Here is a 23,721-nt window from a genome sequence, read left to right on the forward strand (position 1 = left end):
AGGAACGCGAGGAGCGAGGATGCATCCCAACGATCGAGGCGACGGCGAGCGCCGCGTCCCCCAGACCGACGAGTCCCGCCTCACCGTGGGCGAGGTGCCGTCGCGCGCGGCGGGGATCCCCGGCGTCGTGCACGCGCTCGAGCACACGCTCGGCGAGCTCGGTGCGGTGCGCACCACCCGCACGCTCGCGCGCCTCAACCAGAAGCACGGCTTCGACTGCCCCGGCTGCGCCTGGCCCGATCCCGAGCACCGCAGCGCCGCGGAGTTCTGCGAGAACGGGGCGAAGGCCGTCGCCGAGGAGGCGACCCGCGCCGTCGCGGGCCCGGAGTTCTTCGCGGCGCACAGCGTCGCGGAGCTGCGCACCTGGGACGACCACTCGCTCGGCCGCCAGGGCCGCCTCACGCACCCGATGCTGCTGGAGGCCGGCGCCACGCACTACCGGCCGGTCACCTGGGACGAGGCGCTCGACGTCGTCGCCTCCGAGCTCCTGGCCCTCGCCTCGCCCGACGAGGCCATCTTCTACACCTCCGGCCGCACGTCCAACGAGGCGGCCTTCGCCTATCAGCTGCTGGTGCGCGGGTTCGGCACCAACAACCTGCCGGACTGCTCGAACATGTGCCACGAGTCGTCGGGCTCGGCGCTGACCGAGACGATCGGGATCGGCAAGGGCAGCGTCAGCCTGGCGGACGTCGCGGGGGCGGACGTCATCGTCGTCGCCGGGCAGAACCCGGGCACCAACCATCCCCGCATGCTCTCCACGCTGGAAAAGGCGGCCAGGCGCGGGGCGCGGATCATCGCCGTCAACCCGCTGCGCGAGGTCGGGCTGGAGAAGTTCGCCAACCCGCAGGAGGTCGGCTCGCTCGCGCGGGGCGGCACGCAGCTGGCCACGGACCACCTGCAGATCCGGATCGGCGGCGACCAGGCGCTGTTCCAGGCGTGGGGTCGGGTGCTGCTCGAGGCGGAGGAGGCCGCACCCGGGACGGTGTTCGACCACGAGTTCCTGGCGTCGTCGACCCGTGGGCTCGAGCCGTACCTCGAGCACCTGCGCGCGCTGGACTGGGCCGAGGTGGAGACGGCGACCGGGCTCACGGAGGCGGAGATCCGCTCGACGGCGGAGGCCCTGATCGGCTCGCGGCGCACGGTGTTCTGCTGGGCGATGGGGCTGACGCAGCACCCGCACGCCGTCGCGACGCTGCGCGACGCCGTCAACGTGCTGCTGCTGCAGGGGAACATCGGCCGGCCGGGCGCCGGGGTGTGCCCGGTGCGCGGGCACTCGAACGTGCAGGGCGACCGCACGATGGGGATCTTCGAACGGATGCCCGCGGCCTTCCACGATGCGCTCGACGCCGAGTTCGCGTTCGCCTCGCCCCGCGCGCACGGGCTGGACACGGTCGGGGCGATCGCGGCGATGCGCGACGGCGAGGCTCGCGTCTTCGTGGGGCTCGGCGGGAACTTCGTGCGCGCGACGCCGGACTCGGCGGTCACGGAGGCGGCCCTGGCGCGGATGTCGCTCACCGTGCAGATCTCGACGAAGCCGAACCGGTCGCACGTCGTGAGCGGTCGGCGCGCGCTGATCCTGCCGGCGCTCGGGCGGACCGAGGAGGACGTGCAGGCCGGCGGCCCGCAGCGCGTGAGCGTCGAGGACTCGATGAGCGAGGTGCACGCCTCGCGCGGGCGGCTGGACCCGGCGAGCCCGCACCTGCGCAGCGAGATGTGGATCGTGACGTCGCTGGCCGAGAAGGTGCTGGCCGGGCGGTCGGGAACGCCGCGCGTGGACTGGGCAGGCTGGCGCGGTGACTACCGGCGCGTGCGCGCGGCGATCGCGCGCGTGGTGCCCGGCTTCGCCGACTACGAGGCCCGGCTGGACGTGCCGGGTGGGTTCGTGCTGCCGCACCCGCCGCGCGACACGCGATCGTTCGCGACGGCGTCGGGGCTGGCCGAGCTCACCGTCAACACGTTGACCTACCCGCGCGTGCGCCCCGGACGGTTGCTGCTGCAGACGATCCGCTCGCACGACCAGTTCAACACCACGATCTACGGCCTCGACGACCGCTACCGCGGCATCCGGGGCGGGCGGCGCGTGGTGTTCGTCAACGCCGGCGACCTCGCGGAGCTCGGGCTGGCCGACGGCGATCGCGTGGACCTGGTCTCGGAGTGGTCCGACGCGGTGGACCGGCGGGCGGAGGACTTCCGCGTCGTCGCGTACGACACCCCGCGCGGGTGCGCGGCGGCCTACTTCCCCGAGACGAACGTGCTCGTGCCCCTGGACTCGGTCGCGCTGGGGAGCCGGACGCCGACGTCGAAGTCGATCGAGGTGCGGCTGGAGAAGCGGGGCTGACTGACGGTCAGTCGGTGAAAAATGCTAGGAAGTCAGGCATGAGCGACGACTCCACCGCCCACGACCTCGGCCGCGTCGACGTCGCCACCCTCGCGGACACCCCGGCCCTGAGCCGCGACGTGGCGCTCGACATCGCGGCGGTGCAGGCGGCCTGGCCCGCGTTCGAGGGCGCGTTCGACTCGCTGCAGGGACGCCGGATGATGGGGCTCGCCTACGGCGGGACCGGGATCTACCGGATGTCGTCCGCGCGACTCGAGCGCGATGCCGACAACCCGCTCGACCTGGACGAGACCGTCATCCCGGGGGGCGACTACCTGCGGCTCCGTCTGCGCGGCGCGGCACCCGAGGTCTACGGCCGGATCGGCGACGCGTTCGACGCGCTGTTCGCCCGGGCGGGTGACGACCACGACGAGTCGCGTCCCCACATCGAGCACTACCGCCGGGAGGGCGAGATCGACTGCCTGGTGCCGGTGCGGCCGCTCGCCTGAGCGAGAACGCGACGCCCCGCGACCGCCGCTCCAGGGTGTGGTTGCGGCCCCTCACGGGGGTACTTGCGGTCCCTCGAGGGGGTGGTTGCGGCCCCTCGAGGGGGTGGTTGCGGTCCCTCCAGGGGGTGGTTGCCTCGATCAGCTCAGGGCGCGCCTGAAAAGCAGCTGCGGCGCCTCGGCCGAGCCCGTGCCGGCACCGATCCTGTCGACCTTGCGCTCACCGGTCGCCCGCCAGCCGAGCGCCTCGTAGAAGGCGATCGCGCGGTCGTTGCCCTCGAGCACCCACAGCTTCGCGTCCGTGCAGCCCAGGTCTCCGAAGCGCTCGTCGGCTGCCGCGAGCAGTGCGCGCCCGGCGCCCGTGCGCCACGCGGACGGGTCGACGTTGATGAAGAGCTCCCCCGTCGTCGCACTCTCGTCCTGCCCCAGGGTGGGGCCGGTCCCGACGAAGCCGATGACGACGCCGTCGCGCTCCGCCACGTGCGTGGCCCACCGGCTCGCGCGGTCGCCGTCGCCCTTCGACACCGCCTCTGCCGCCTCCGAGGTGAGCACGCCGCGCCACCCGTCGGACCGCGCTGCGGGGTCGAGACCGTCGAGGAACTCCTGCGGGAGCAGTCCGACGTAGGCGTGCCGCCACGCGCTGACGTGGATCTCGCCGAGCCGATCGGCGTCGTCGGGGAGGGCTCGGCGCACGGTGAGACTCACGGCGTCATCGTGGCACGCCGTCGCGATTCCGGTGCGCAAAACCCCTCGCCGGTGGTGCGCAACCCCCTCGCGGGCTGTGCAGAAGCCCCTCGCGGGTGGTGCAGAAACCCCTCGCGGGGGAGCGGTCAGGCCTCGCCGACCAGACCCGCCACGATCTCCGCCGACAGCGTGACGAGCGGCAGCCCGCCGCCCGGGTGCGAGGACCCGCCCACCAGGTAGAGCCCGCGCAGCGGGCCGGCGTTCGACGGGCGCTGGAACGCCGAGCTCGACCCGTTCGAGGAGGTTCCGTAGATCGAGCCGCCGGGCGCGAGCGTCGCGCGCTCGAGGTCGGCCGGGGACCGCGTCTCCATCCAGCGCACGTGCGGCCGGACGTCCAGCCCGCGCTCGGCCATCACGGCCAGGATGCGCCGTGCGTACGCGTCCGCGAGGCCCGGGGCGTCCCAGTCGGCACCAGCCGACGGATCGTGCCGCGGCGCGTTGACCAGGACGAACCACGCACCCTCGCCGCGCTCGAGGCCCGCGGAACCACCCGGCACGATCGCCGGGTCCTGCGGCGCGGTCACGTACACGGTCGGCGACTCGACGGGTCGCGGACCACCGCCCCGGGGCCCCGCCCAGCCGTACCGCCCGACGCCGAACACGGAGTCGAACTCGTCGTCGTAGTCCGCCGGGAACAGCACGCGATGGTGCGCAGCCCTTTCCCGCAGCTCGGCCGGCAGCCCCTCGAGCGCGAGCAGCAGCACGAAGCCCGACAGCGACGGCGTCGCGCGCCGCAGCGAGCGGAGCTCGGCCCGCGCCGCCGCGCCGTCGAGCAGCTCGCCGTAGACGTGGCTCGCGTCCGCGTTCGCGACGACGACGTCCGCCTCGATCCACTCGCCGTCGGCCGTCACGACGCCCCGCACACCGCCGCCCGCGTGCACGATCCGCGCCACCCGCACCCCGGTCCGGATCTCCGCCCCGCGCTCCACCGCGCGCCGTGCGACCGCCTCGCCCAGCCCCCGCAGCCCTCCCGGCACGTACCAGGAGCCGTACTCCTGCTCGGCGTACGGCACGGTCGCCAGCGCCGACGGCGCCCGCCGCGGATCGCTGCCCGTGTAGGTCGCGTAGCGGTCGAGCATCATCCGCAACCGCGGGTCGCGCAGGTGCCGCGCGCCGAACGCGCGCAGGCTCAGCCACGGCGCGATCGTCATCAGGGTCGACGGCGACGCCGCCAGCTCCGCGATCGTCGCCGAGTCGATGGGCGAGCGAAGGAACGGTCCCTCCGCCACCTCCCAGACCTTCTCGGCCTCGGCGAGGAACGCCGTCCACTGCGCTCCGGCGCCGTCGCCGAGCGCGGCGTCCAGCGCCCCCGCCAGCTCCTCGCGGCGGCCCGGCAGGTCCAGCACCGTGCCGTCGGGGAACGTGTACCGGCACGCGACCTCGAGCCGCTCCAGCTCGAGCCCCACCTCCGGCCCCAGAGGCTCGCCGGTCGCGGCGAACAGGTCCGCCACCACCTGCGGCATCGTCACGAGGGAGGGTCCGGTGTCGAACGTGTACCCGTCGCGTCGGTAGATGCCGAGCTTGCCGCCCACCACGTCCGACGCCTCGAGCACCAGCACCTCGTGCCCGAGCGCCGCCAGGCGCGCCGCGCTCGCGAGCCCGCCGACGCCCGTCCCGATCACCACGACACGACTCATGACCGCCACCCGCTCTCCGTCGCGACGTACACCCGGCCGCGCCACCGCAGCCGACCGCTCACCGCCTTCGCGTAGGCGGGAAGCACGGCGAGGGGACTGACGGGGCCCAAGAACGTCTCGACCAGATCGGCCGGGCGGCGCCGGCCGGTCATGACGTTGACGACGCCGCGATCCAGCAGCCCGACCGTGCGGACCACGCGCAGCAGGGGGGTCGTCGGGAGCAGCCACGGCAGCGTGTACGTCATCAGGAACCACAGGGCCGACCCCGCCATCACCAGCCTCGACTCCATGTGCAGGCCCGGCATGCTCTTGGCCAGCCCCTCGACGGCGGCGCCGTAGGACGTGTACATCCGCACCCCGATCGCCTCGCCCCGAGCACGGCGTCGAAGCGCGCACCTGCGTCGCGCGCGGCCCGCGCCAGCCGGATGTCCTCCACCAGCTCGCCGCGCACGGCGGCGTGCCCCCCGGCCCGCTCGTAGGCCTGGCGTCGGAACGCCATCACCTGACCGTTGGCCGCGACCGCCCCGCGGCGTCGCGACCGGATGACCGGGACCGGCGCGTGCCCGATGAACGCGGCGTCGACCAGCGGCACCACGAGCCGTTCCCCGAACGAGCCCACCCGCTGCTTGGGGAAGACGGTCAGCAGGTCCGTGCCGCGGCGCTGCATCTCGGCCACGAGCGCGGCGAGGGCGCCGGGGTGCCAGGTCACGTCCGCGTCGGTGAAGATCAGCAGGTGCTCGCGGGGGGTCGCGCCCGCGGCGGCGCCGGCGGCGCCCGCCGCGCCCGCCGCGTCGCCGTCGACGGCGTCCTCCCCGAGCACCGCCGCCGCCAGCTGGTGGCAGGCCCACGGCTTGCCGACCCAGCCCTCCGGCAGGTTCGCGCCCGAGATCACGCGCGCGCCGGCGTCGCGGGCCACCCTGGCCGTGGCGTCCGTGGAGTGGTCGTCGAGGACCACGACGTCGTCAGCGCCCTGCGCGAGCAGCGCGGGCAGCGTGGTGACCAGGGTGTCCTCCTCGTCCCGCGCGGGGACGAGGAGGCTGACGCGGAGCCCGGGCGCCGTCGCGCCCGCCGCCGAACCCGCCGCCTCACCCGTCGAGTCCCGCCCCGGCCGCAGCCGGACCAGTCCGCCGGCGTTCGAGAGGATCGAGAAGACGCGGTAGGAGAGGTAACCCAGCGCGAGGGGGCCGGCGACGGCGGTGACGAGTCGCGTCGTCGGGCTCCGGTCACGGCCGGCGCGGCCTCCCAGGACGAAGCGGTCGAGGGCCTCGACGAGGCGCGCGCCCCTCATCGACGCACGCTGGGCACGCCGCTGAACCAGGCCAGCGCCCGCACCTGGAGGCCGACGTCGTCGCGCCGTCCCGCGCTCCCGCGCAGCAGCACGCGGTAACCGACCAGGTCGTGCTCGGGATCGGCTGCGGCGAGGTCGGCGTCGAGCCGCTCGAGCTCGGCCTCGAGCCGGGCCGCGAGCACGACCGTGGCCTCCGGGGCGCGGAGCGTCGCGACGTCGATCGGCTCGCCGAAGCGGACGACCGCCTCGGGCTGCGGCGCCCCCCGCAGCACGAACCGGACCGCGACCGGCACGAGCGGCACCCCGGCCGTGCGCGCGATCCAGGCGGCACCGGGGTGCAGCGGGGCGAGCGCCGGCCCGGCCTGCAGGTCGCCCTCCGGGAAGACGACGACCCAGCGGCCGTCGGTCGCGGAGCGCACGAGCGCGCGCGAGCCGTCCGTGCCGACCGCGCCGACGAGACGCAGGAACGGGAACGTCGCGAGCTGGTGGGCCGTCATCATCGTGCTCGAGCGACGACCGACCGCGCCGGCCAGCCCGCCGAGCAGGTAGCCGTCCCACCACGAGCCGTGGTTGGCGGCGATCACGGCGCCACGGCGCGGCAGCTCACCCGCCACGGCGACCGAGGCGAGCGAGTGCCGCAGGCTGCGTCCGATGCTGCGCAGCACGAACCACCGGGCCAACCACTCCGGCATCAGGGCCGGCATCAGTGCTCGCGTCGGCGACCGGCGTCGAGACCGGCGTCGAGGCCGGCGTCGGGGGCGGGCGTCGTCGTGACCCCCGCCCGTCCGCGTCGGAGCACGAGGACCAGCGGGACCGCGACGAGCCCCATCAGGATGCCGCCCGCGACGGCGACCGACGGGCGCTCCCAGAACGAGGCGTTGCCGATGATGCAGGAGACGTAGGTCCACAGGTAGACGGCGTACGGCACGCGGTCGGCGCGCTGGCGGTCCGGCGCCCCGAGCGGGGCGGCGTCCCAGGCGCGGCGCGCGTGCGTGTGCCAGGCGTCCAGGACGCAGGCGATGAGCACGGCCGTCAGCAGCCAGCCGCCGTAGTTCGTCAGCGGGATGCCGGGCGTGCCGGGCAGCGACGGCTCCGGGTTCGCCCAGCCCCAGTTGCCCGCCTCCACCATCTGGGGGTCGAGGAAGACGTCCCAGGCGGTGAGCGCGAAGCCGGCGAGCCCGATCCGCGCGGCCTTGCGCCAGCCCGTGCCCGGGCCGACGAGCCGGTTCGCGACGACGTAGGACGGGTAGGCGAGCGTCAGCCACGCGAGCAGCACGAGCAGCGAGACGCCCGCGATCTCCGGACCGAGCGAGCCGGTGTAGGCGTACTCGCCGAACGGGAACCCGGTCGCGATGCCGACCGCCTCGGCGGCCCAGGTGAGCACCGCGACGATCCCGAGCATCCCGAGCGCGAACTTCCAGCCACCCACCGAGGTGGCGTGCAGCGTGGCGGTCGCCGTCAGGAGGACGACGCTCGCGACCGTGAGCGGGATGTTCCCGCCGTTCAGGGCGAAGGACAGCTGGACGACGACGGCGCCCGCGAACGTCACCCACGCGGCGCGACCCGCGAGGGCGCGCCCGGGGTGCGACGACGGCGCCGCCGTCGTCGCGCTGCTGGAGGTGGACGTGGAGGTGCCGGTCACGCGGGCACCGCCCCGTCCTGCGGCACCGGCGCCGGGATCGGGATCGGTCCCGCCGAGGTGTCGCCCCGCACGGACTTGAGCACGAGCTCGGCCGAGATGAGGCACATCGGCACCCCGACGCCGGGCGCGGCCGTCCCGCCGGCGTAGTACAGGCCGTCGACGCGGCGCGAGGCCGGGCCGCGGCGGAACATCGCCGACTGGCGGAGCACGTGCGAGGGGCCGAGCATGCCGTCCTTCCAGGAGTGGTAGTCGGCGCCGAAGTCTCCGGGGCCGAGCGTGTGGCGCACGCGGATACGGTCCGCGAGGTCGGGGATCCCGGCCCAGCGCGCGACCTGCGCGATCGCGGCGTCCGCGATGTGCTCGACGGCGGGGTCGGGCTCGCGGGCCGGCTCGCCGTCGTCCGCCGCGTCCCCCCGCGGGTAGCCGGTGCCGCGGCCCAGCCCGATCTCGCCCGAGACGGGCACGAGCAGGAACACGTTCTCGGCGCCCTCGGGGGCCACGCCGTCGTCGCTCGCGGACGGCTTGCACACGTACAGCGAGGTGACCTCGGGCGTCGGGGACCCCTCGAAGACGGCGTCGAGCCCGGCCTCCCAGTCGCGCGTGAGGAGGAGGGTGTGGTGCGGCAGCGACGGCAGCTCGCCGTCGACGCCGAGCATCACGAGCACGCTCGAGGGTCCGGGGACCGCGTTGGTCCAGGCGCGCTCGGGGTAGGTGCGCAGGTCGGGCGCGAGCAGCTCGGTCTCGGTGTGGTGGAGATCCGCGGCCGAGACGACGACGTCGGCGCGCGTGCGGCGCTCCCGGCCGTCGGCGTCGGTCCAGCGCACGCCGCGCACCTCGCCGCTCGCCCCGAGGAGACCGCCGAGCGAGCCGCCGCGGCGTGCCGCGACGATCTCGGAGACCTCCGCGTTCAGCGTGATGCGCGCGCCGGCCTCGAGGGCGAGGAGGTGCAACGACTCGACGAACGCCGTGAAACCGCCCTTCGGGTAGCGGACGCCCTCGACCAGGTCGATGTGGCTCATCAGGTGGTAGATCGCCGGCGCCTTGCGGGGGTCGGCGCCGAGGAAGATCGCGTTGTACTGCAGCATCTGGCGCAGCAGCGGGTGGGTGAACCGCTTCCCCGACCAGGAGCTGAGCGACGTCGACAGCCAGCGCGCGAGATCGGGCGCCGCGCCGAGCACGCGCGGGTTCACCACGGCGCCGACGGCGGAGTAGGGGTTGTAGAGGAACTCCTCCAGCGCCAGGCCGAGCGCGCTGCGCGCCGAGGCGAGGTACCGCCCGAGCTCCTCACCCGCGCCTGGCTCGAGGCTCTCGGCGAGCGCCGTGACCGCCTCCTCCCCGCGCGGGACGTCGAGGCGCTCGACGGCGGGGGCCGCGCCGGTCGTGTCGGCCGAGTCGCCGGCGAGGATCGTGTAGCCGTCCAGCACCTGCAGGTCGACCAGCTCGTCCATCGTGGTGCCGAGCATCTCGGCGAAGTGCTCGTAGACGTCGGCCATGAGGTACCAGGAGGGGCCGGTGTCGAAGCGGAAGCCGGCGTCGTCGATCCAGCCGGCTCGCCCTCCCACCCGGCTCCCGCGCTCCAGCACCTCGACGTCGTGGCCGTCCCTGGCGAGCAGGGCTGCACTCGCCAGTCCGGCGATTCCTGCCCCGATCACGACTACCCGCGCCACGGCGCCTCCTTCATCAGTGTCGAGGCCACGATGCGGGCCTTGACGGGGGCGGGGACGGAGATCCGTCGCCGCGCGAGCTCCGCCGCCGGGGTGGCGGCGATGCGTCGGTTGAGCTCCTCGAAGAGCCCGCACGCCACCGCGACACCGACCCGGCAGTCGCCGGGCAGCAGGGCGATGCCGCGCTTGGCGGCCCGCACGTCGGCGGCCACCTTCTCGACCCAGGCGCGTTTGGCGGCCTCGTCGAACGGGCCGTCGTGCGCCGTGGGCGCCCCGTCGGTGGGCAGGTAGCCCCGGCCGAGCGCGGTGTCCGCGGCGAGATCACGCAGGAAGTTGACGTTCTGGAACGCGGCACCCAGCGCACGGGCGCCCGCCGTCATCACCTCGAGCTCGTCCGGGTGCGGGGTGCGTCCGGTGAGGAAGACCCGCAGGCACATGAGTCCGACGACCTCGGCCGAGCCGTAGACGTACGTCGCCTGCTCCTCCGGGTCGAGGTCGCGCGGGGCAAGATCCATCTCCATGGAGGCGAAGAACGGGCGGGTGAGGCTCGCGTCGATGCCGCTCTCGCGCGCCGCGACGGCGTAGGCGTGGACCACGAGGTTGGTGCTGAACCCGCTGGCGACGGCGCGCTCCACCTCGGCCTCGAGCTCGCGCAACGACGCGAGCTGCTCCTCGGGCGTGAGGCCCGCGGCGGCGCCGACGCCGTCGACCACCTCGTCCGCGACCCGCACCAGGGCGTAGATCGAGGCGATGGAGGTCCGGCAGCGTGGGGCCAGCAGGCGCGTGGCGAGGCCGAACGACGTCGAGTAGACGGCGATCACGCGCGCGGCCGACTGCTGGGCCGCCTCGGTGTAGCGGTGCAGCGCGCCGAGGTCGGCGCCGACGGAGACCCCCGAGTCGGGTCCCCCGGCCTGCGGGGTGGAGGTCACGAGCGCCGTTCCGTCAGGGCGAGCACGATCGCGTCGAGCACGCCGGCGAGCCGGCCGGAGTCGGCGGCGAGGCCGTGGGCGCGGGCCAGCGCGTCGGCGAGGTCCCGCTCGACGGCCGTGCGCGCGCCGGAGGCCTCCAGCAGCGCGAGGATGCGGACGCCGTCGTCGAGGCCCAGGTCCTCGCGGCCGAGGTCGGGCTCGATCTCGGCCCACTGCTCGCTCAGGCTCGCGTAGGCCATCACGGCGGTGAACTTGCCCTCGCGCAGGTCGCTGACGGGGTCCTTGCCGACGAGCGCGGGGTCGCCGAACAGCCCGAGCAGGTCGTCCTGGAGCTGGAAGGCGAGACCGAGCGCCTGGCAGAAGTCCTCGAGCTCGGCGGGGGGCTCGACGCCGGCGACGAGCAGGGCCCACAGCATCGGGAGCCGCACCGTGTACGCACCGGTCTTGGACTGCGACATCGCGAGCACGTCGTCCAGCGTCGGGCGGCCGGCCGCGGACGCCCGGTCGAGGCGCTGCGAGCGGGCGGCGTAGCCGACGTCGGCGAGCTCGCCCGCGACGGAGTGCTGCAGCGTCTCCTGGAGGACGTCGAGGAGACGCAGGCGCGTGGCGTGCGGCACGTCGAGGCGGGCGAGGCGCTCGTGCGCCTGGGAGAGCACGAGGTCGCCCGCGAGGATGCCGGCGGCCTCGCCGACGGCCTGCTGCTGCTGGGCGGTCGCGCCCCGCGCGGCGAGCTCCGGACCGATGCGGGCGATGAGGTTCGGCCGCCCGCGGCGCACGGTGTCGTGGTCGATGACGTCGTCGTGCAGGAGGAAGGCGTGGTGCAGCATCTCGACGGCGACGGCCAGCTCGATCGCCGCCTCGCGCTGCCAGGGTTCGTGCGCCTCGACCGCGTCGGCGACGGCGAGCAGGATCGCGGGGCGCACGAGCTTGCCCTCGCTGAGGCTCTCGCGCAGCACGTCCCAGACCCGACCCAGCTCGGGGCTGTAGCCGGCAGCCTGCGCACCCTGCGTCGTCGTGATCTCCGAGAGGCGACGGCGCACGTCGGCGACGCCCTCGCCGTCGACGAACTCGGCGATGCGTGGTGATGCGACGCGCAGTGCTTCTGGCATTCAGTCCTCCCGATTGCTAACCAACTTAGCAATGGCTCAGACGCCTGTCAGCAAAGCGCCTGGCGGGCGGCGCGATCCTGCGTCGATCCGACGCCGGGAGGCAGGGCGGTGACGTCGTGCCGCCTCAGCGCGTCGCGACGGGCCAGCCGCCCGCCGCGCACCACCCCGCACTTCCGGCGCACCCTCCCACCCGGATGCGCCCGAACCCCGGGCCTGCCACTGACCACCCCGCACTTCCGGCGCATCCTCAGCCCCGGGCGAGCCCGAACCCCGGGCCCGCCGCTCACCTCGGTGCCGCCCGTCAGTGCCCGCCGCGCAGGCTCAGCAGCAGGCTCACCGCGATCCCGACCATCACGAGGGCGACGGCGACGTCGAACACGCGCCACGCCGTCGGGCGGGCGAACACCGGCCGCAGCAGACGGGCGCCGAAGCCGAGGGTGCTGAACCACAGCAGGCTGGCGACGCCGGCCCCCGCGGCGAACGCCCACGGCGAGGCGTAGCTGGCTGACACGGAGCCGAGCAGCACGACCGTGTCGAGGTAGACGTGCGGGTTGAGCCAGGTCAGCGCGAGCGCGGTGAGCGCCACCTTCGTCGCGGGGACGCGCGGCGCCTCGGCGCCCTCGGCCACCAGCGCCTCGGGTCTGATCGCGCGCCGCGCGGCCGTGAACCCGTACCAGAGCAGCACGGCGACGCCGGCGAGCGTCACGACCGTGAGCAGCGTCCGGTTGCTCGCGATCACGGCGCCGACGCCCGCCGTGCCGAGGCAGATGAGCAGCAGGTCCGAGACGGCGCAGATCGCGACGACGAGGAGCACGTGCTCGCGGCGCAGCCCCTGTCGGAGCACGAACGCGTTCTGGGCACCGATGGCGACGATGAGTCCGAGGCCGAAGACGAGTCCGGCGAACAGGGTGGGGATCACAGGAACGACGCTAGAGGCGGCACAGTCCTGCGTACAGCGAATGTTTCTCCGGTTCCATCAGCAGTGCTTCAGGTACGGTCGGGCGATGGACTGGGACCTGCCTCAGCTGCGGGCGCTCGCCGCCGCCGTCGAGGCCGGCAGCCTCGACGCCGCCGCCCGCGCGCTGCACCTCACGCCGTCGGCCGTGAGCCAGCGCCTCAAGGCGCTCGAGCAGCAAGTCGGCGCCGTGCTGCTGCAGCGCACGCGGCCCGTGCGCCCGACGGAGGCGGGCGTCGCCGTCCTCCGCCTCGCGCGCGAGATCGAGGCGCTGACCGCCGACGCCCAGCGCACCCTCTCCCCCGCGCCCGACGGCGGCCCCGCCTGGCCGCGCGTGCGCCTCGCCGTCAACGCCGACTCGCTCGCCACGTGGGTGCTGCCCGCGCTCGCACCCCTCGCCGCCGACGTCCTGATCGAGTTCCTCCGCGAGGACCAGGACCGCACGGCCGACCTGCTGCGCGACGGCACGGCGATGGGGGCGCTGACCAGCCAGGCCGCGCCCGTGCAGGGCTGCACCGTGGAGGCGCTCGGCACCATGCGCTACCACCCGCTCGCCTCGGCGGCCTTCGTGCGGCGGTGGTTCCCCGACGGCGTGACCCCCGCTGCGCTCGCCGTCGCCCCGATGGTGGTGTTCGACGACGCGGACGCCCTCCAGCACGAGGCGCTCCGACGCCGCGGGGTCGACGGCGAGCCGCCGTTCCACGTCGTGCCCGCCTCCGCGCAGTTCGCCGACGCCGTCCGGCTCGGGTACGGCTGGGGCATGCTCCCGGAGCTGCAGGTCGACGCCGAGGCCGAGGGCCTGGTCAGGCTCGACCCGACCGGCGCGTGGCGCGAGGACGTGCCGTTGTTCTGGCAGCAGTGGTCGCTGCACACGCCGAGCCTCGACGCCGTCGCCGACGCCCTGCGCACCGCGGCGCGGGCGCACCTGCGCTGACGTCGCGCCCGAGGACGGCTCAGCCCACGCGGCTCACACCACGCGGCGCAGCCGCAGCACGTTCCACGACACCGGCGGCAGCGTCACGGTCACCCGCGCGCCGTCGAGCGCCGCGGTCACGTTCGCGCGCGGGAGGACGGTGGTGTCGTCGTCGACCGTCGCCGCCCAGTACGGGTCGTCGTGCGCGTACGACGTCGCCTCGACGAGCTCCAGGCCCTCGATCCGGAGATCGACGGCGAGCTCGGCCGCGTCCTCGATCCCGCGGTTCACGGCGAACACCACGAGGTCGCCGCTCTCGGCGTCCCACGTCGCGACCGAGTCGACGAACCCGGCGGTGCCGTAGCGCGCACTCTCGTACGTCGGCACCTCCAGCGCGGTGTGCAGCACGACGCCCCTGGCCAGCGCCGACGCCTGCGCGAACGGGTGGAACGTCGTCTGCTTCCAGATCCGCCCACCCGGCTCGGTCATGATCGGCGCGATGACGTTGACGAGCTGCGCGAGCGACGCGGCGTGCACGCGGTCCGTGTGGCGCAGCAGGGAGATGAGCAGCCCGCCGACCACGACGGCGTCGGCCACCGTGTAGCGGTCCTCGAGCAGCACCGGGGCCACCGGCCAGTCCGTGCCCGACGGCGGACGCGACTCCGCGCGGTCCTGGTACCAGACGTTCCACTCGTCGAGCGAGATGTGGATGCGCTTGGAGTGCTTGCCGGCGGCACGCACGGCGTCCGCCGTCGCCACGATCGAGTCGATGAAGGAGTCCATCCGGACGCCGGCCGCGAGGAACGAGGCCAGGTCGCCGTCGTGCTCCGCGAAGTAGATGTGCGCGGAGATGAGGTCGACGAGCTCATAGGTCTCCGTCAGCACCTCGTGCTCCCAGGCGCCGAACGTCGGCATGTCCGAGGCCGAGGACCCGCACGCGACCAGCTCGAGGTCGGGGTCGATCTGGCGCATCGCGCGCGCCGTCTCGGCGGCGAGGCGCCCGTACTCGGCCGCCGTCTTGTGGCCGGTCTGCCACGGCCCGTCCATCTCGTTGCCGAGGCACCACAGCGAGATCGCGTGCGGCGAGTCGCTGCCGTTGGCGCGCCGCTGCTCCGAGAGCTGCGTGCCGCCGTCGACGTTGCTGTACTCCAGCAGCTCGATCGCCTCCGCGACCCCGCGCGTGCCGAGGTTGACCGCCATCATCGGCTCGACATCGGCCTTGCGTGCCCAGCGCACGAACTCGTCGAGACCGACCGTGTTGGGCTCGCTGGAGTGCCACGCGAGGTCGAGCCGCGTCGGCCGCTCCCCCTGCGGCCCGACGCCGTCCTCCCACTTGTAGCCCGAGACGAAGTTGCCGCCCGGGTAGCGCACGGTCGAGACGCCGAGCTCCCGCACGAGCTCGATGACGTCGCCGCGGAAGCCGTCGGCGTCGGCGGTCGGGTGGCCGGGGTCGTGGATGCCGGTGTAGACCGACCGACCGAGGTGCTCGACGAACGAGCCGAAGGTGCGGCGACGGACGGGGCCGACGACGAAGGCCGGGTCGACGACGAGGCGTGCGTGGGTCACGGTGCTCCTGCGGGTGAGGCGTCGGTGCGGGTCAGACGTCGTGCGGGTCAGAAGTCGGTGTGGCCGAGCTGCGGCGCCGCGACGAAGCGCACGGCCGCGTCGGGGGCGCCGAGGAGCTCGAGCAGCACGATGCTGTCGGCCTGCCCGGTGACGATCTGGCCGGGCACGTACATCGTCGCCGTCGGACCCTTGCTCCAGTACCGACCGAGGTTCACGCCGTTGACCCAGACCATGCCCTTGCCCCAGCCCGAGACGTCCAGGAAGAGGTCGCGGCCGGCGGGCAGGTCGCTCGTCCAGCGCGACAGCGACGGTCCGGCGATCGGGCCGGCGGCCTCGCACTCGCCAGCGAACGTCGACTCCACGGCGAGCGCGTCGACGTCGACCGGGAGCACGTCCCAGCCGAGCAGCGGCTTGCCGGCGAGGGTCGCGGGACCGATGAGCCCCTTGGCCTCCCCGATGCGGGTGCCGTAGTTCACGCGGCCCTGGTCCTCGAGCAGGATTTCGAGCGTCGCGCCGTGGGGGGCAGCGGGCAGCGTCAGGCTGCGCGCACGCTCGGAGCGGTCGATGACACCGACGGCGACGCCGTCGAGGAAGACCTGGGCGCGGTCGCGGACCTCGTCGAACGCGAGCACCGACGGCTCGATGTGCGCGACCGCCGTGCGGTAGCGGACGAACCCGCTGGCGACGGCGACGTCCTCGTGCGTGGGCACCTCGTCCCAGGACGATCCCTCGCCCAGGGTCGCGACGACGTCGAGCAGGCCCACCGTGCGGCGGCCGCCCTCGATCGTGAGCTCGGGGGCCGGGGTGCGGTGCGGCGCGGACTCGGCCGGGACGGGCGCGTAGCGCGAGATGACCTCGCGGAACGCGTCGTACTTCGCGGTCGCGGTGCCGTCCTCGGCCAGCGGGGCGTCGTAGTCGTAGGACGTGACCAGTGGCTGGTAGACGCCCTTGTCGTTGGCGCCGTTGGTGAAGCCCATGTTCGTGCCGCCGTGGAACATGTACAGGTTGACCGAGCCGCCGACGGCGAGCAGCGCGTCGAGGTCACCGGCCGAGGCCGCGGCGTCAGTGACGTGGTGGTGCGCGCCCCAGTGGTCGAACCAGCCGTTCCAGAACTCCATGCACATCAGCGGGCCGGTCGGCTGCGCCGCGCGCAGGACCGCGAGCTTCTCGGCGGTGCGCGAGCCGAACGTCACCGTGCGGTGCAGCTCGGGGAGGCTCCCGCGCTCCTGCATCTCGGCCTCGGCCTGGTCGCACGTGAGGAGCGGGACCTCGACGCCCGCGTCCCGGTTCACCCGCACGAGCTCGCGCAGGTAGTCCTTGTCGTCGCCGTACGCGCCGTACTCGTTCTCGATCTGGACGGCGACGACGGGGCCGCCGCGCGTGATCTGGCGCGGAGTGACGATCGCGAGCACCTGCTGGAGGTACTCCGTGACCGCCGCCATGTACTGCGGCTCGTTGCGTCGCACGCCGACGCCGGGGATCCGCATCAGCCAGGCGGGCAGGCCGCCGTTGTCCCACTCGGCGCAGATGTAGGGGCCGGGGCGCACGATCGCGTGCATGCCCTCGGCCTCCACGAGGTCGAGGAACCGTCCGAGGTCGCGCTGGCCGGTGGTGTCGAAGACGCCCCGCTCCGGCGCGTGCGCGTTCCAGGCCACGTAGGTCTCGATGGTGTTGAGACCGAGCTGGCGCGCCTTGCGGATGCGGTCCGCCCACATGTCCGGGTGGACGCGGAAGTAGTGGAGGGCACCGGACAGGATGCGGTGCGGCTCGCCGTCGAGCAGGAAGTCCTGCTCGCCGATGGCGAAGGTGGGCATGGGGGAACGTCCTCGGGTCCGGTGCTGGGTCGGGTGGGTGGTGCTGTGGTGCTGGTGGTGCGGGGTGGTGCCGGAATGCAGGAACGGGTGGCGACGTCGCCCTCGCGAGCGACCTCGCCACCCGTTCCCCGGGAGTCAGGCGATCAGTTGACCGTGAAGCCCTGCTCGTTGCCGTACTTGATCGTCGCGTCCTGCCAGGCGGCGAGACCGTCGGTCAGCGTGGTGCCGCCGATGTAGGCCTGGCCGACCGAGTCGTTGAAGATCGAGTTCGTGTAGACCTGGAAGGGCAGGTACTGCCAGCCCGGCGCGACGGCCTTGGCCGACTCGGCCAGGACCTCGTTGAGCTTCTGGTTGCCGAAGTACGGGAACTCCTTGCCCAGGAACTCCTCGTCCTCGAGCTCCGCGACCGTGGCCGGGAACGCGCCACCGTCGACGCGGAGCTGGACGCCCTCGTTGACAGCGGCGAACTCGAGGAACGCGTAGGCGAGCTCGGTGTCGGCAGACGCGGACGTCACCGACAGGGCGGAGCCACCGTTCTCGGCGGTGACCAGGTCGGCCCCGGCCTCCCACTGCGGCATGGGGGCGACGCGCCAGTCACCCTCGGCGGCGGGGGCGCCGTTCTCGAGGTTGGTGGGCATCCAGGCGCCGATGGTGAGCGACGCGATGGTGCCGTCGCCGAGGCCCTTGTTCCAGTCGTCGGACCAGGAGCTGACCGGGGCGAGAAGGCCCTCGTCGATCATCGTCTGCCAGACGTCGGTGAACTGCTTGACCTCGGGGGTGTCGAAGTTGACCGTGGCCTCGGTGCCGTCGACCTCGTACGGGTGGCCGCCGGCCTGCCAGATCATCGACGTCGTGAAGCCGGCGTCGCCGGTGTCGTTGGTGATGTAGAGGTTCGGGTCGGCAGCGTGGAGGGCGCGGGCCGCCTCGAGGTACTCGTCCCACGTGGTGGGGACCTCGACGCCGTGCTCGGTGAAGACGGCCTCGTTGTAGAACAGGGCCATGGGTCCCGAGTCGATCGGCAGGCCGTAGACGCCGCCGTTGACGTTCACGGAGCCCCACGGGCCGGGGGTGAAGGTGGACTCGAGGTCCGCGGCGCCGAGCGGGCCGATGTCCGCGAGGCCCTCGCCGATCGCGAACTGCGGGACCGCGAAGTACTCGATCTGGGCGATGTCCGGAACGCCGGAGCCGGCGCCGATCGCGTTCTGGAGGGCGACGTACTGGTCGTTGCCGGTACCGGCGTTGACGAGCTCGACGTCGACCTCGGGGTTGGCCTCCTCGAACGCGTCCACGACGCTCTCGATGGTGGAGTCCCAGGCCCAGATCAGCAGCTCGCCGGAGAGGTCGCCCTCGCCGGCCGAGCCGGAACCGGAGCCCTCGGAGGAGCCCTCGTCGGCGCGGTCGGTGCCGCCGCAGGCCGAGAGGGTCATGGCGAGGGCCGCGATCGCGGCGGTGCTCGCCAGGACGCGGCGCTTGGTGCTCATGGACATTGCTTGTCTCACTTCGTTGTTGGAAACAGGGCGTTGTGACGGGGTACAGCGGGGCTCAGCGTCAGCCTGCGGGGGCCGGGAAGCTGGGCTCGTTCAGGGGGTCGGACTGGTGACCGCTACTCCTTGACGGAGCCGGCGGCGAGGCCGGACTGCCAGAAGCGTTGGAGGAAGAGGAAGGCGATGATCAGGGGGATGATCGTCAGGAGGGAGCCGGTGATGACGAGGTCGAAGATCGCCTGTCCGCCGACGGTGGAGGCCTGGGCGTTCCACGCGTTCAGACCGATCGTCAACGGGTACCAGGCGGGGTCCTTCAGCATGATCAGCGGGAGGAAGTAGTTGTTCCACGTCGCCACGGTCGTGAACAGCAGGACCGTGACCGTCCCCGGCGCCAGGAGCGGCAGAGCGACCTGCCAGAACGTGCGGAACTCACTCGACCCGTCCATGCGGGCGGCTTCCATCAGCTCGGTGGGGACGGCCTGGGTGGTGAAGGTCCACATCAGGTAGAGCCCGAACGGGGAGATCAGCGAGGGGATGATGACCGACCAGGGCGTGTTGGTCAGGCCCATCTGGGAGAACATCAAGAACGTCGGGACCGCCAGCGCCGTCCCGGGCACCGCGACCGCGCCGATCACGATCGCGAAGATGGCCTTCTTGCCGGGGAAGGTGAACTTCGCCAGACCGTAGCCGCCCAGGATCGCCAGCAGCGTCGCCCCACCCGCACCCAGGACCACATACATGAGCGTGTTCGCCAGCCAGCGCAGGAAGATCCCGTCGTTGTAGGCCAGCGTGTTGGCGATGTTCTCGAACAGGGCGAAGGAGTCCCCGAAGGAGAACCCGAACGTGGACAGCAGATCCGGCTGCGTCTTGGTCGCACTGATCAGCAGCCACGCCAGCGGCAGCAGCGCGTACAGCAGCACGATCGCGGTCAACACCGTCAGCAGGACGTTCCTGCGGGGCTTGTCGTTGCTGTGAGCCTTGCGGGACCGCAGCCGCGGACCCGCGGAGCGGGACTTGGTGGTGGAGACGCCCACGGTCGTGGTGGGGGTGGTGGTGGTCATCAGGCGTCCTTCCGCATGCCGCGCAGCTGGACGACGTAGGCGATGACCATGGTGAAGATCCCCATGATGATCGCTACCGCAGCGGCGTAGTTGTACTGCTGACCGGCGAAGGACAGGTTGTAGGCGTACAGGTTCGGGGTGAAGTAGGTCGTGATCGCGTTCGGCGCCAGCTTCTGCAGGATCGAGGGTTCGTTGAAGAGCTGGAAGGACCCGATGATCGAGAAGATCAGCGCGACCGCGATCGAACCCTGGATCGCGGGCATCTTGATGTGACGGATCACGTGATGCTGACGCGCCCCGTCCAGCTCGGCCGCCTCGTACAGCGAGACCGGGATCGTGCGGAGGCTGGAGTAGAAGATCAGCATGTTGTAGCCCACGAACGACCACGTCACGATGTTCCCGATCGCCAGCAGCACCCACTCCGGCCCCAACGGGTTGGGGATGCTCCACCCGAAGAAGTCGTTGATGTAACCCACCAGCCCGAACCTCGGCCCGTACATGAACCCCCACATCAGAGCCGCGACCACCGCCGGCACCGCGTACGGCATGAACACACTGATGCGGAAGAAGTCCTTCCCGTACAGGCGGCCCGAGTCCACCGCCAGGGCCACGAGCATCGCGATCCCCAACATGATCGGAACCTGCACCACCAGGAACAGGCTCACCCGGCCCACACCGTTCCAGAACTGCGCATCACCGAACGCCCGGACGTAGTTGTCCAACCCCACGAACACCGTCCCCCCCACCAGCTGGGAACGGAACAAGGAGATGTACAGGGAATAGGCCAACGGTGCGATGAACACCAACGTGAACACCGCCATGAACGGCCCCACAAAACCCCACCCACCCCACGCCACCCGCGGACGACGAGCACGGAACGGGACACCAGCACCCACGACATCCGCCTGCTGAGGAGGCACCACGGCCTGCGTCACTTCCGACTCCTTCGTTGGAGAATGATGACGTCACCATCCTGACCCGAGGACTCTCGCACCTCGACCGGGCTGCGGTCAACCCGTCCAGGTCACAGTTTGGTGACGTCACCATCTGCGAACCGAACGCACACGCACCGCCCGCACGCCCCGCCGTCGTTCGGGACCACGCGCCGCCGCACGGCTCCGTTGCTAGAGTGCCGCGCATGACGACGACGACAGGCGGACCCTCCGGCCGCACCCGCCCGGGGCCGTCTATTGGTGACGTCGCCAGACTCGCGGGGCTGTCGCAGCAGACCGTCTCGCGCGTGGCCAACGGCGCCGACAACGTCCGCCCCGCGACGCGTGACCGCGTGCTCGCGGCCATGGACCAGCTGGGCTACTCGCCCAATCATGCCGCGCGGGCGCTGCGCTCCGGGTCGTTCCGCACCATCGGCGTCATCGCCCACCGCCTCTCGCGCACCGGTGAGGGCCGCACGATCGAGGCCGTGGTCGAGGCCGCCCGGGTCGAGGGCTTCACCGTCAGCCTCGTCGACGTCGCCTCGCCCAGCCAGACCGACATGGCCGACGCCGCCGCCCGCCTCACGCACCAGGCGATCGACGGCCTCATCATCATCCGGGCCGAGGACGCCACGCCGGCCTCGCTCGCCCTCCCGCCGCGCATGCCCGTGGTGGTGTCGGACTCCCGCTTCATCGGCCACCTCCCCGCCGTCGGTGCGGACCAGGCGGCAGGGACGACGACGGCGGTCCAGCACCTCCTCGACCTCGGCCACCGGACCGTGCACCACGTGCGGGGTCCGCTCGACTCCGGTCCGGCGCAGATCCGCGCCGACGCGTGGGCCGCCCGCCTCCGCTCGGCCGGGCGCCCGGTTCCCGAGCCCGTCGTGGGCGACTGGACCTCGGCCTCCGGCTACGCCGCCGGACAGCGCCTCGTCCTCGACCCCGAGGTCACCGCGGTGCTGTGCGCGAACGACGAGATGGCCGCCGGCCTGATGCTGGCGCTGCACGAGGGCGGCCGGCGCGTCCCTGAGGACGTCAGCGTCATCGGCTACGACGACATCCCGCTGGCGCCGTACCTCTGGCCGCCCCTGACCTCCGTCAACCTGGACTTCCACACGATCGGCCAGGAGCTCGTGACGGCGCTGCTGACGCAGATGCGCGGCGGCGTCGGACTCTCCGGCCACCACGTGCTCGTGCCGACGCGCCTGGTCGTGCGCTCGAGCACGGCCGCGCCGCACGGCTGACCCCCGCCGTCGCCGAACCGCACCCGCACCCCCACCGAGACGTGCGGAGGGCCCGCCACCGCAGCGCGGTGACGGGCCCTTCCGTGTGATGGCGGTATCGCCCCCCTGCGGCGATACGACCTGCTCGACCGCCGGCGCTCATCACCCCCCTGCGGTGATGCACGACCTGGTCGAGCGGTGCTCATCGCCCCCCTGCGGCGATGTGCGGCGTCGTGCTCCCTGACGAGCTCGACACCTACCTAGACGGGCGAGGTCGCCAGATGTGACGGCGACGCAGGTGTGACCTGCGTCACACACTCTGTCGGGTGCGGTTCGGCCGCGAGATTGCCCGAGATTCCGCCGTTCGGGGACGGCGACGGCCCCGGTGACGAGGATCGATCTCCTCGTCGCCGGGGCCGTCGGGGTCGGGGGGCAGCCCGTGCGGATCGGTTACGACCGGCGTCGCGAGAGCGCCTGCAGCACCAGCCAGACCACGACGGCGACGACCGCCACCACCACGAGCTTCCAGAGCATCCACATCAGCCGGAACCCGACGTCGACGATGAACCACGCGATGACGACGGCGAGGATCACGCCGAGAATGGTGCCGAGGCGGTTCTTCATGTGGTCAAGGCTACGGGGCGGGGCCGGCGCAGCCGCCGCACCACCCGCGAGGGGCTTGCGCACCACCCGCGAGGGGCTCAGGCAGAGTGCCGTCGCCAGAAACCCCTCGCCGGTGGTGCAGAAACCCCTCGCGGATGGTTGAGGTCAGGAGGGCGAGGCCGGGACGTCCGCCGGCTTCTCGTGGTGGCCGCCGAACTGGCTGCGCATCGCCGACTGGACCTTGTCCTGGAAGTCGTTCAGGTCACGCGAGGAGAACCGGGCGTTCAGCGACGCCTGGATCACGTTCGCGGGCACTCCCTCCTCGACCGCGGCGACGACCGTCCACCGGCCCTCGCCCGAGTCGGACACCCGGCCGCCGAACGTCGACAGGTCGGGGTCGGCCGCGAGCGCCGCAGCGGTGAGGTCCACGAGCCAGGAGCCCACGACGCTCCCGCGGCGCCACACCTCGGCGACCTCCGCGACGTCGATCTCGTACTGGTAGTGCTCCGGGTTGCGCAGCGGGGTGGTCTCGGCGTCGATCTCCTGGCTGCGGAGGCCGACGTCGGCGTTCTTGATGATCGACAGGCCCTCGGCGACGGCCGCCATCATCCCGTACTCGACCCCGTTGTGGACCATCTTCACGAAGTGGCCGGCGCCGTTCGGGCCGCAGTGCAGGTAGCCCTCCTGCGCGGTCCCGCCGGCCGTGCGACCGGGGGTCGGCTCGGCGTCGCCCGCTCCCGGCGCGATGGTGCGCCAGATCGGGTCGAGGCGCTCGACGACGGCGTCCTCCCCGCCGATCATCAGGCAGTAGCCGCGGTCGAGTCCCCAGACCCCGCCGGACGTGCCGACGTCGACGTAGTGGATGCCCCGCGGGCGCAGCTGCGCGGCGCGCGTCAGGTCGTCGCGGTAGTAGGAGTTGCCGCCGTCGATGATCGCGTCGTCGGGCGCGAGCAGCTCCGCGAGCTGGTCCACCGTCCCCTGCACGTACCCGGCGGGCACCATGACCCAGAGGTTGCGGGGGCCCTCGAGCTTGTCGACGAGCTCCGCCAGGCTGCTCGCGGGCACGGCGCCCTCGGCCGCGAGCGCCGCGATCGCCTCGGGGGCGACGTCGAACACCACGCACTCGTGGCCGGCCCGCATCAGGCGTCGCACGAGGTTGGCCCCCATGCGGCCCAGTCCGATCATTCCCAGCTGCATGCCCACTCCTTCGTCACGATCGATTCGTCGTCGCACCCACCACCCTGCACAGGACTACACCACCAGACCCGACGGCGAAACACACGCGGGGCGGCACCCGTCGCCCGGGCGGGCCCGCGGACACCGCCCACCCCGGC

21 protein-coding genes are annotated in these 23,721 nt (G+C 72.9%); 4 read left to right on the forward strand and 17 right to left on the reverse strand.

Going from position 1 to position 23,721, the window contains the following annotated elements; all coding sequences use genetic code 11:
- Positions 1–19: 19 nt before the first annotated feature.
- Both C8046_RS10410 and C8046_RS10415 read left to right on the forward strand, forming a co-directional pair.
- Positions 20–2,338, forward strand: coding sequence for an FdhF/YdeP family oxidoreductase (locus C8046_RS10410; protein WP_109229381.1), 2,319 nt, complete (start codon positions 20–22; stop codon positions 2,336–2,338).
- A 38-nt stretch (positions 2,339–2,376) separates the two neighbouring features.
- Positions 2,377–2,826, forward strand: coding sequence for a GyrI-like domain-containing protein (locus tag C8046_RS10415; RefSeq protein WP_109229382.1), 450 nt, complete (start codon positions 2,377–2,379; stop codon positions 2,824–2,826).
- A 138-nt stretch (positions 2,827–2,964) separates the two neighbouring features.
- Here the strand turns inward: C8046_RS10415 and C8046_RS18465 are convergent, their stop codons facing one another.
- From C8046_RS18465 to C8046_RS10460, 10 genes are all read right to left on the reverse strand, one after another.
- On the reverse strand, positions 2,965–3,528 hold the full coding sequence (locus C8046_RS18465) for a GNAT family N-acetyltransferase (protein ID WP_158277197.1): 564 nt from the start codon (positions 3,526–3,528) through the stop codon (positions 2,965–2,967).
- Between the two features lie 125 nt (positions 3,529–3,653).
- Positions 3,654–5,204: a phytoene desaturase family protein gene (locus C8046_RS10425; protein ID WP_109230882.1), complete on the reverse strand. Its 1,551-nt coding sequence runs from the start codon at positions 5,202–5,204 to the stop codon at positions 3,654–3,656.
- On the reverse strand, positions 5,201–5,494 hold the full coding sequence (locus tag C8046_RS18720; protein WP_199224437.1) for a hypothetical protein: 294 nt from the start codon (positions 5,492–5,494) through the stop codon (positions 5,201–5,203). Before C8046_RS18720 ends, C8046_RS10425 begins: the two co-directional genes overlap by 4 nt.
- A complete protein-coding gene (locus C8046_RS10430) occupies positions 5,476–6,492 on the reverse strand; it encodes a glycosyltransferase (protein ID WP_199224438.1) in 1,017 nt (338 codons plus the stop codon). The genes C8046_RS18720 and C8046_RS10430 overlap by 19 nt, the downstream gene beginning before the upstream one ends.
- On the reverse strand, positions 6,489–7,196 hold the full coding sequence (locus C8046_RS10435; protein ID WP_109229384.1) for a lysophospholipid acyltransferase family protein: 708 nt from the start codon (positions 7,194–7,196) through the stop codon (positions 6,489–6,491). The genes C8046_RS10430 and C8046_RS10435 overlap by 4 nt, the downstream gene beginning before the upstream one ends.
- Positions 7,196–8,134 (reverse strand): carotenoid biosynthesis protein, encoded by a 939-nt coding sequence (locus C8046_RS10440; protein ID WP_109229385.1) that lies wholly within the window; start codon positions 8,132–8,134, stop codon positions 7,196–7,198. Before C8046_RS10440 ends, C8046_RS10435 begins: the two co-directional genes overlap by 1 nt.
- Complete coding sequence (crtI, locus tag C8046_RS10445; RefSeq protein WP_109229386.1) at positions 8,131–9,801, reverse strand: phytoene desaturase family protein; 1,671 nt, start codon at positions 9,799–9,801, stop codon at positions 8,131–8,133. Before crtI ends, C8046_RS10440 begins: the two co-directional genes overlap by 4 nt.
- On the reverse strand, positions 9,789–10,727 hold the full coding sequence (locus C8046_RS10450; protein ID WP_235866281.1) for a phytoene/squalene synthase family protein: 939 nt from the start codon (positions 10,725–10,727) through the stop codon (positions 9,789–9,791). The genes crtI and C8046_RS10450 overlap by 13 nt, the downstream gene beginning before the upstream one ends.
- Entirely contained in the window at positions 10,724–11,836 is a 1,113-nt protein-coding gene (locus tag C8046_RS10455) for a polyprenyl synthetase family protein (protein WP_109229387.1), read from the reverse strand. Before C8046_RS10455 ends, C8046_RS10450 begins: the two co-directional genes overlap by 4 nt.
- Before the next feature lie 301 nt (positions 11,837–12,137).
- Positions 12,138–12,755, reverse strand: coding sequence for a LysE/ArgO family amino acid transporter (locus C8046_RS10460; protein ID WP_199224439.1), 618 nt, complete (start codon positions 12,753–12,755; stop codon positions 12,138–12,140).
- Between the two features lie 85 nt (positions 12,756–12,840).
- Between C8046_RS10460 and C8046_RS10465 the strand changes: the two genes are divergently transcribed.
- Positions 12,841–13,725 (forward strand): LysR family transcriptional regulator ArgP, encoded by an 885-nt coding sequence (locus tag C8046_RS10465; RefSeq protein WP_109229388.1) that lies wholly within the window; start codon positions 12,841–12,843, stop codon positions 13,723–13,725.
- Between the two features lie 33 nt (positions 13,726–13,758).
- Here the strand turns inward: C8046_RS10465 and C8046_RS10470 are convergent, their stop codons facing one another.
- The 5 genes from C8046_RS10470 to C8046_RS10490 form a co-directional block, all read right to left on the reverse strand.
- Positions 13,759–15,270: an alpha-N-arabinofuranosidase gene (locus C8046_RS10470; RefSeq protein ID WP_109229389.1), complete on the reverse strand. Its 1,512-nt coding sequence runs from the start codon at positions 15,268–15,270 to the stop codon at positions 13,759–13,761.
- Positions 15,271–15,317: 47 nt separating this feature from the next.
- Complete coding sequence (locus C8046_RS10475) at positions 15,318–17,084, reverse strand: glycoside hydrolase family 35 protein (protein WP_109229390.1); 1,767 nt, start codon at positions 17,082–17,084, stop codon at positions 15,318–15,320.
- Between the two features lie 143 nt (positions 17,085–17,227).
- Positions 17,228–18,565, reverse strand: a complete 1,338-nt coding sequence (locus C8046_RS10480; protein ID WP_109230885.1) for an ABC transporter substrate-binding protein — start codon at positions 18,563–18,565, stop codon at positions 17,228–17,230.
- A 122-nt stretch (positions 18,566–18,687) separates the two neighbouring features.
- On the reverse strand, positions 18,688–19,629 hold the full coding sequence (locus C8046_RS10485) for a carbohydrate ABC transporter permease (protein ID WP_109229391.1): 942 nt from the start codon (positions 19,627–19,629) through the stop codon (positions 18,688–18,690).
- Positions 19,629–20,525: a carbohydrate ABC transporter permease gene (locus C8046_RS10490; RefSeq protein ID WP_235866456.1), complete on the reverse strand. Its 897-nt coding sequence runs from the start codon at positions 20,523–20,525 to the stop codon at positions 19,629–19,631. Before C8046_RS10490 ends, C8046_RS10485 begins: the two co-directional genes overlap by 1 nt.
- Before the next feature lie 242 nt (positions 20,526–20,767).
- On the opposite strand from C8046_RS10490, the gene C8046_RS10495 reads away from it, so the two are divergent.
- Positions 20,768–21,805 carry a LacI family DNA-binding transcriptional regulator gene (locus C8046_RS10495; RefSeq protein WP_109229392.1) on the forward strand — a complete coding sequence of 346 codons (1,038 nt, stop codon included), beginning with the start codon at positions 20,768–20,770 and terminating at the stop codon, positions 21,803–21,805.
- A 429-nt stretch (positions 21,806–22,234) separates the two neighbouring features.
- On the opposite strand, the gene C8046_RS18725 is transcribed toward C8046_RS10495, so the two are convergent.
- Together C8046_RS18725 and gnd are read right to left on the reverse strand one after the other, a co-directional pair.
- Positions 22,235–22,408 carry a hypothetical protein gene (locus C8046_RS18725; RefSeq protein ID WP_199224440.1) on the reverse strand — a complete coding sequence of 58 codons (174 nt, stop codon included), beginning with the start codon at positions 22,406–22,408 and terminating at the stop codon, positions 22,235–22,237.
- A gap of 144 nt (positions 22,409–22,552) precedes the next feature.
- Positions 22,553–23,584, reverse strand: coding sequence for a phosphogluconate dehydrogenase (NAD(+)-dependent, decarboxylating) (gene gnd, locus C8046_RS10500; protein WP_109229393.1), 1,032 nt, complete (start codon positions 23,582–23,584; stop codon positions 22,553–22,555).
- Between the last annotated feature and the right edge of the window lie 137 nt (positions 23,585–23,721).

It is taken from the genome of Serinibacter arcticus (assembly GCF_003121705.1).
GTDB lineage: Bacteria > Actinomycetota > Actinomycetes > Actinomycetales > Beutenbergiaceae > Litorihabitans.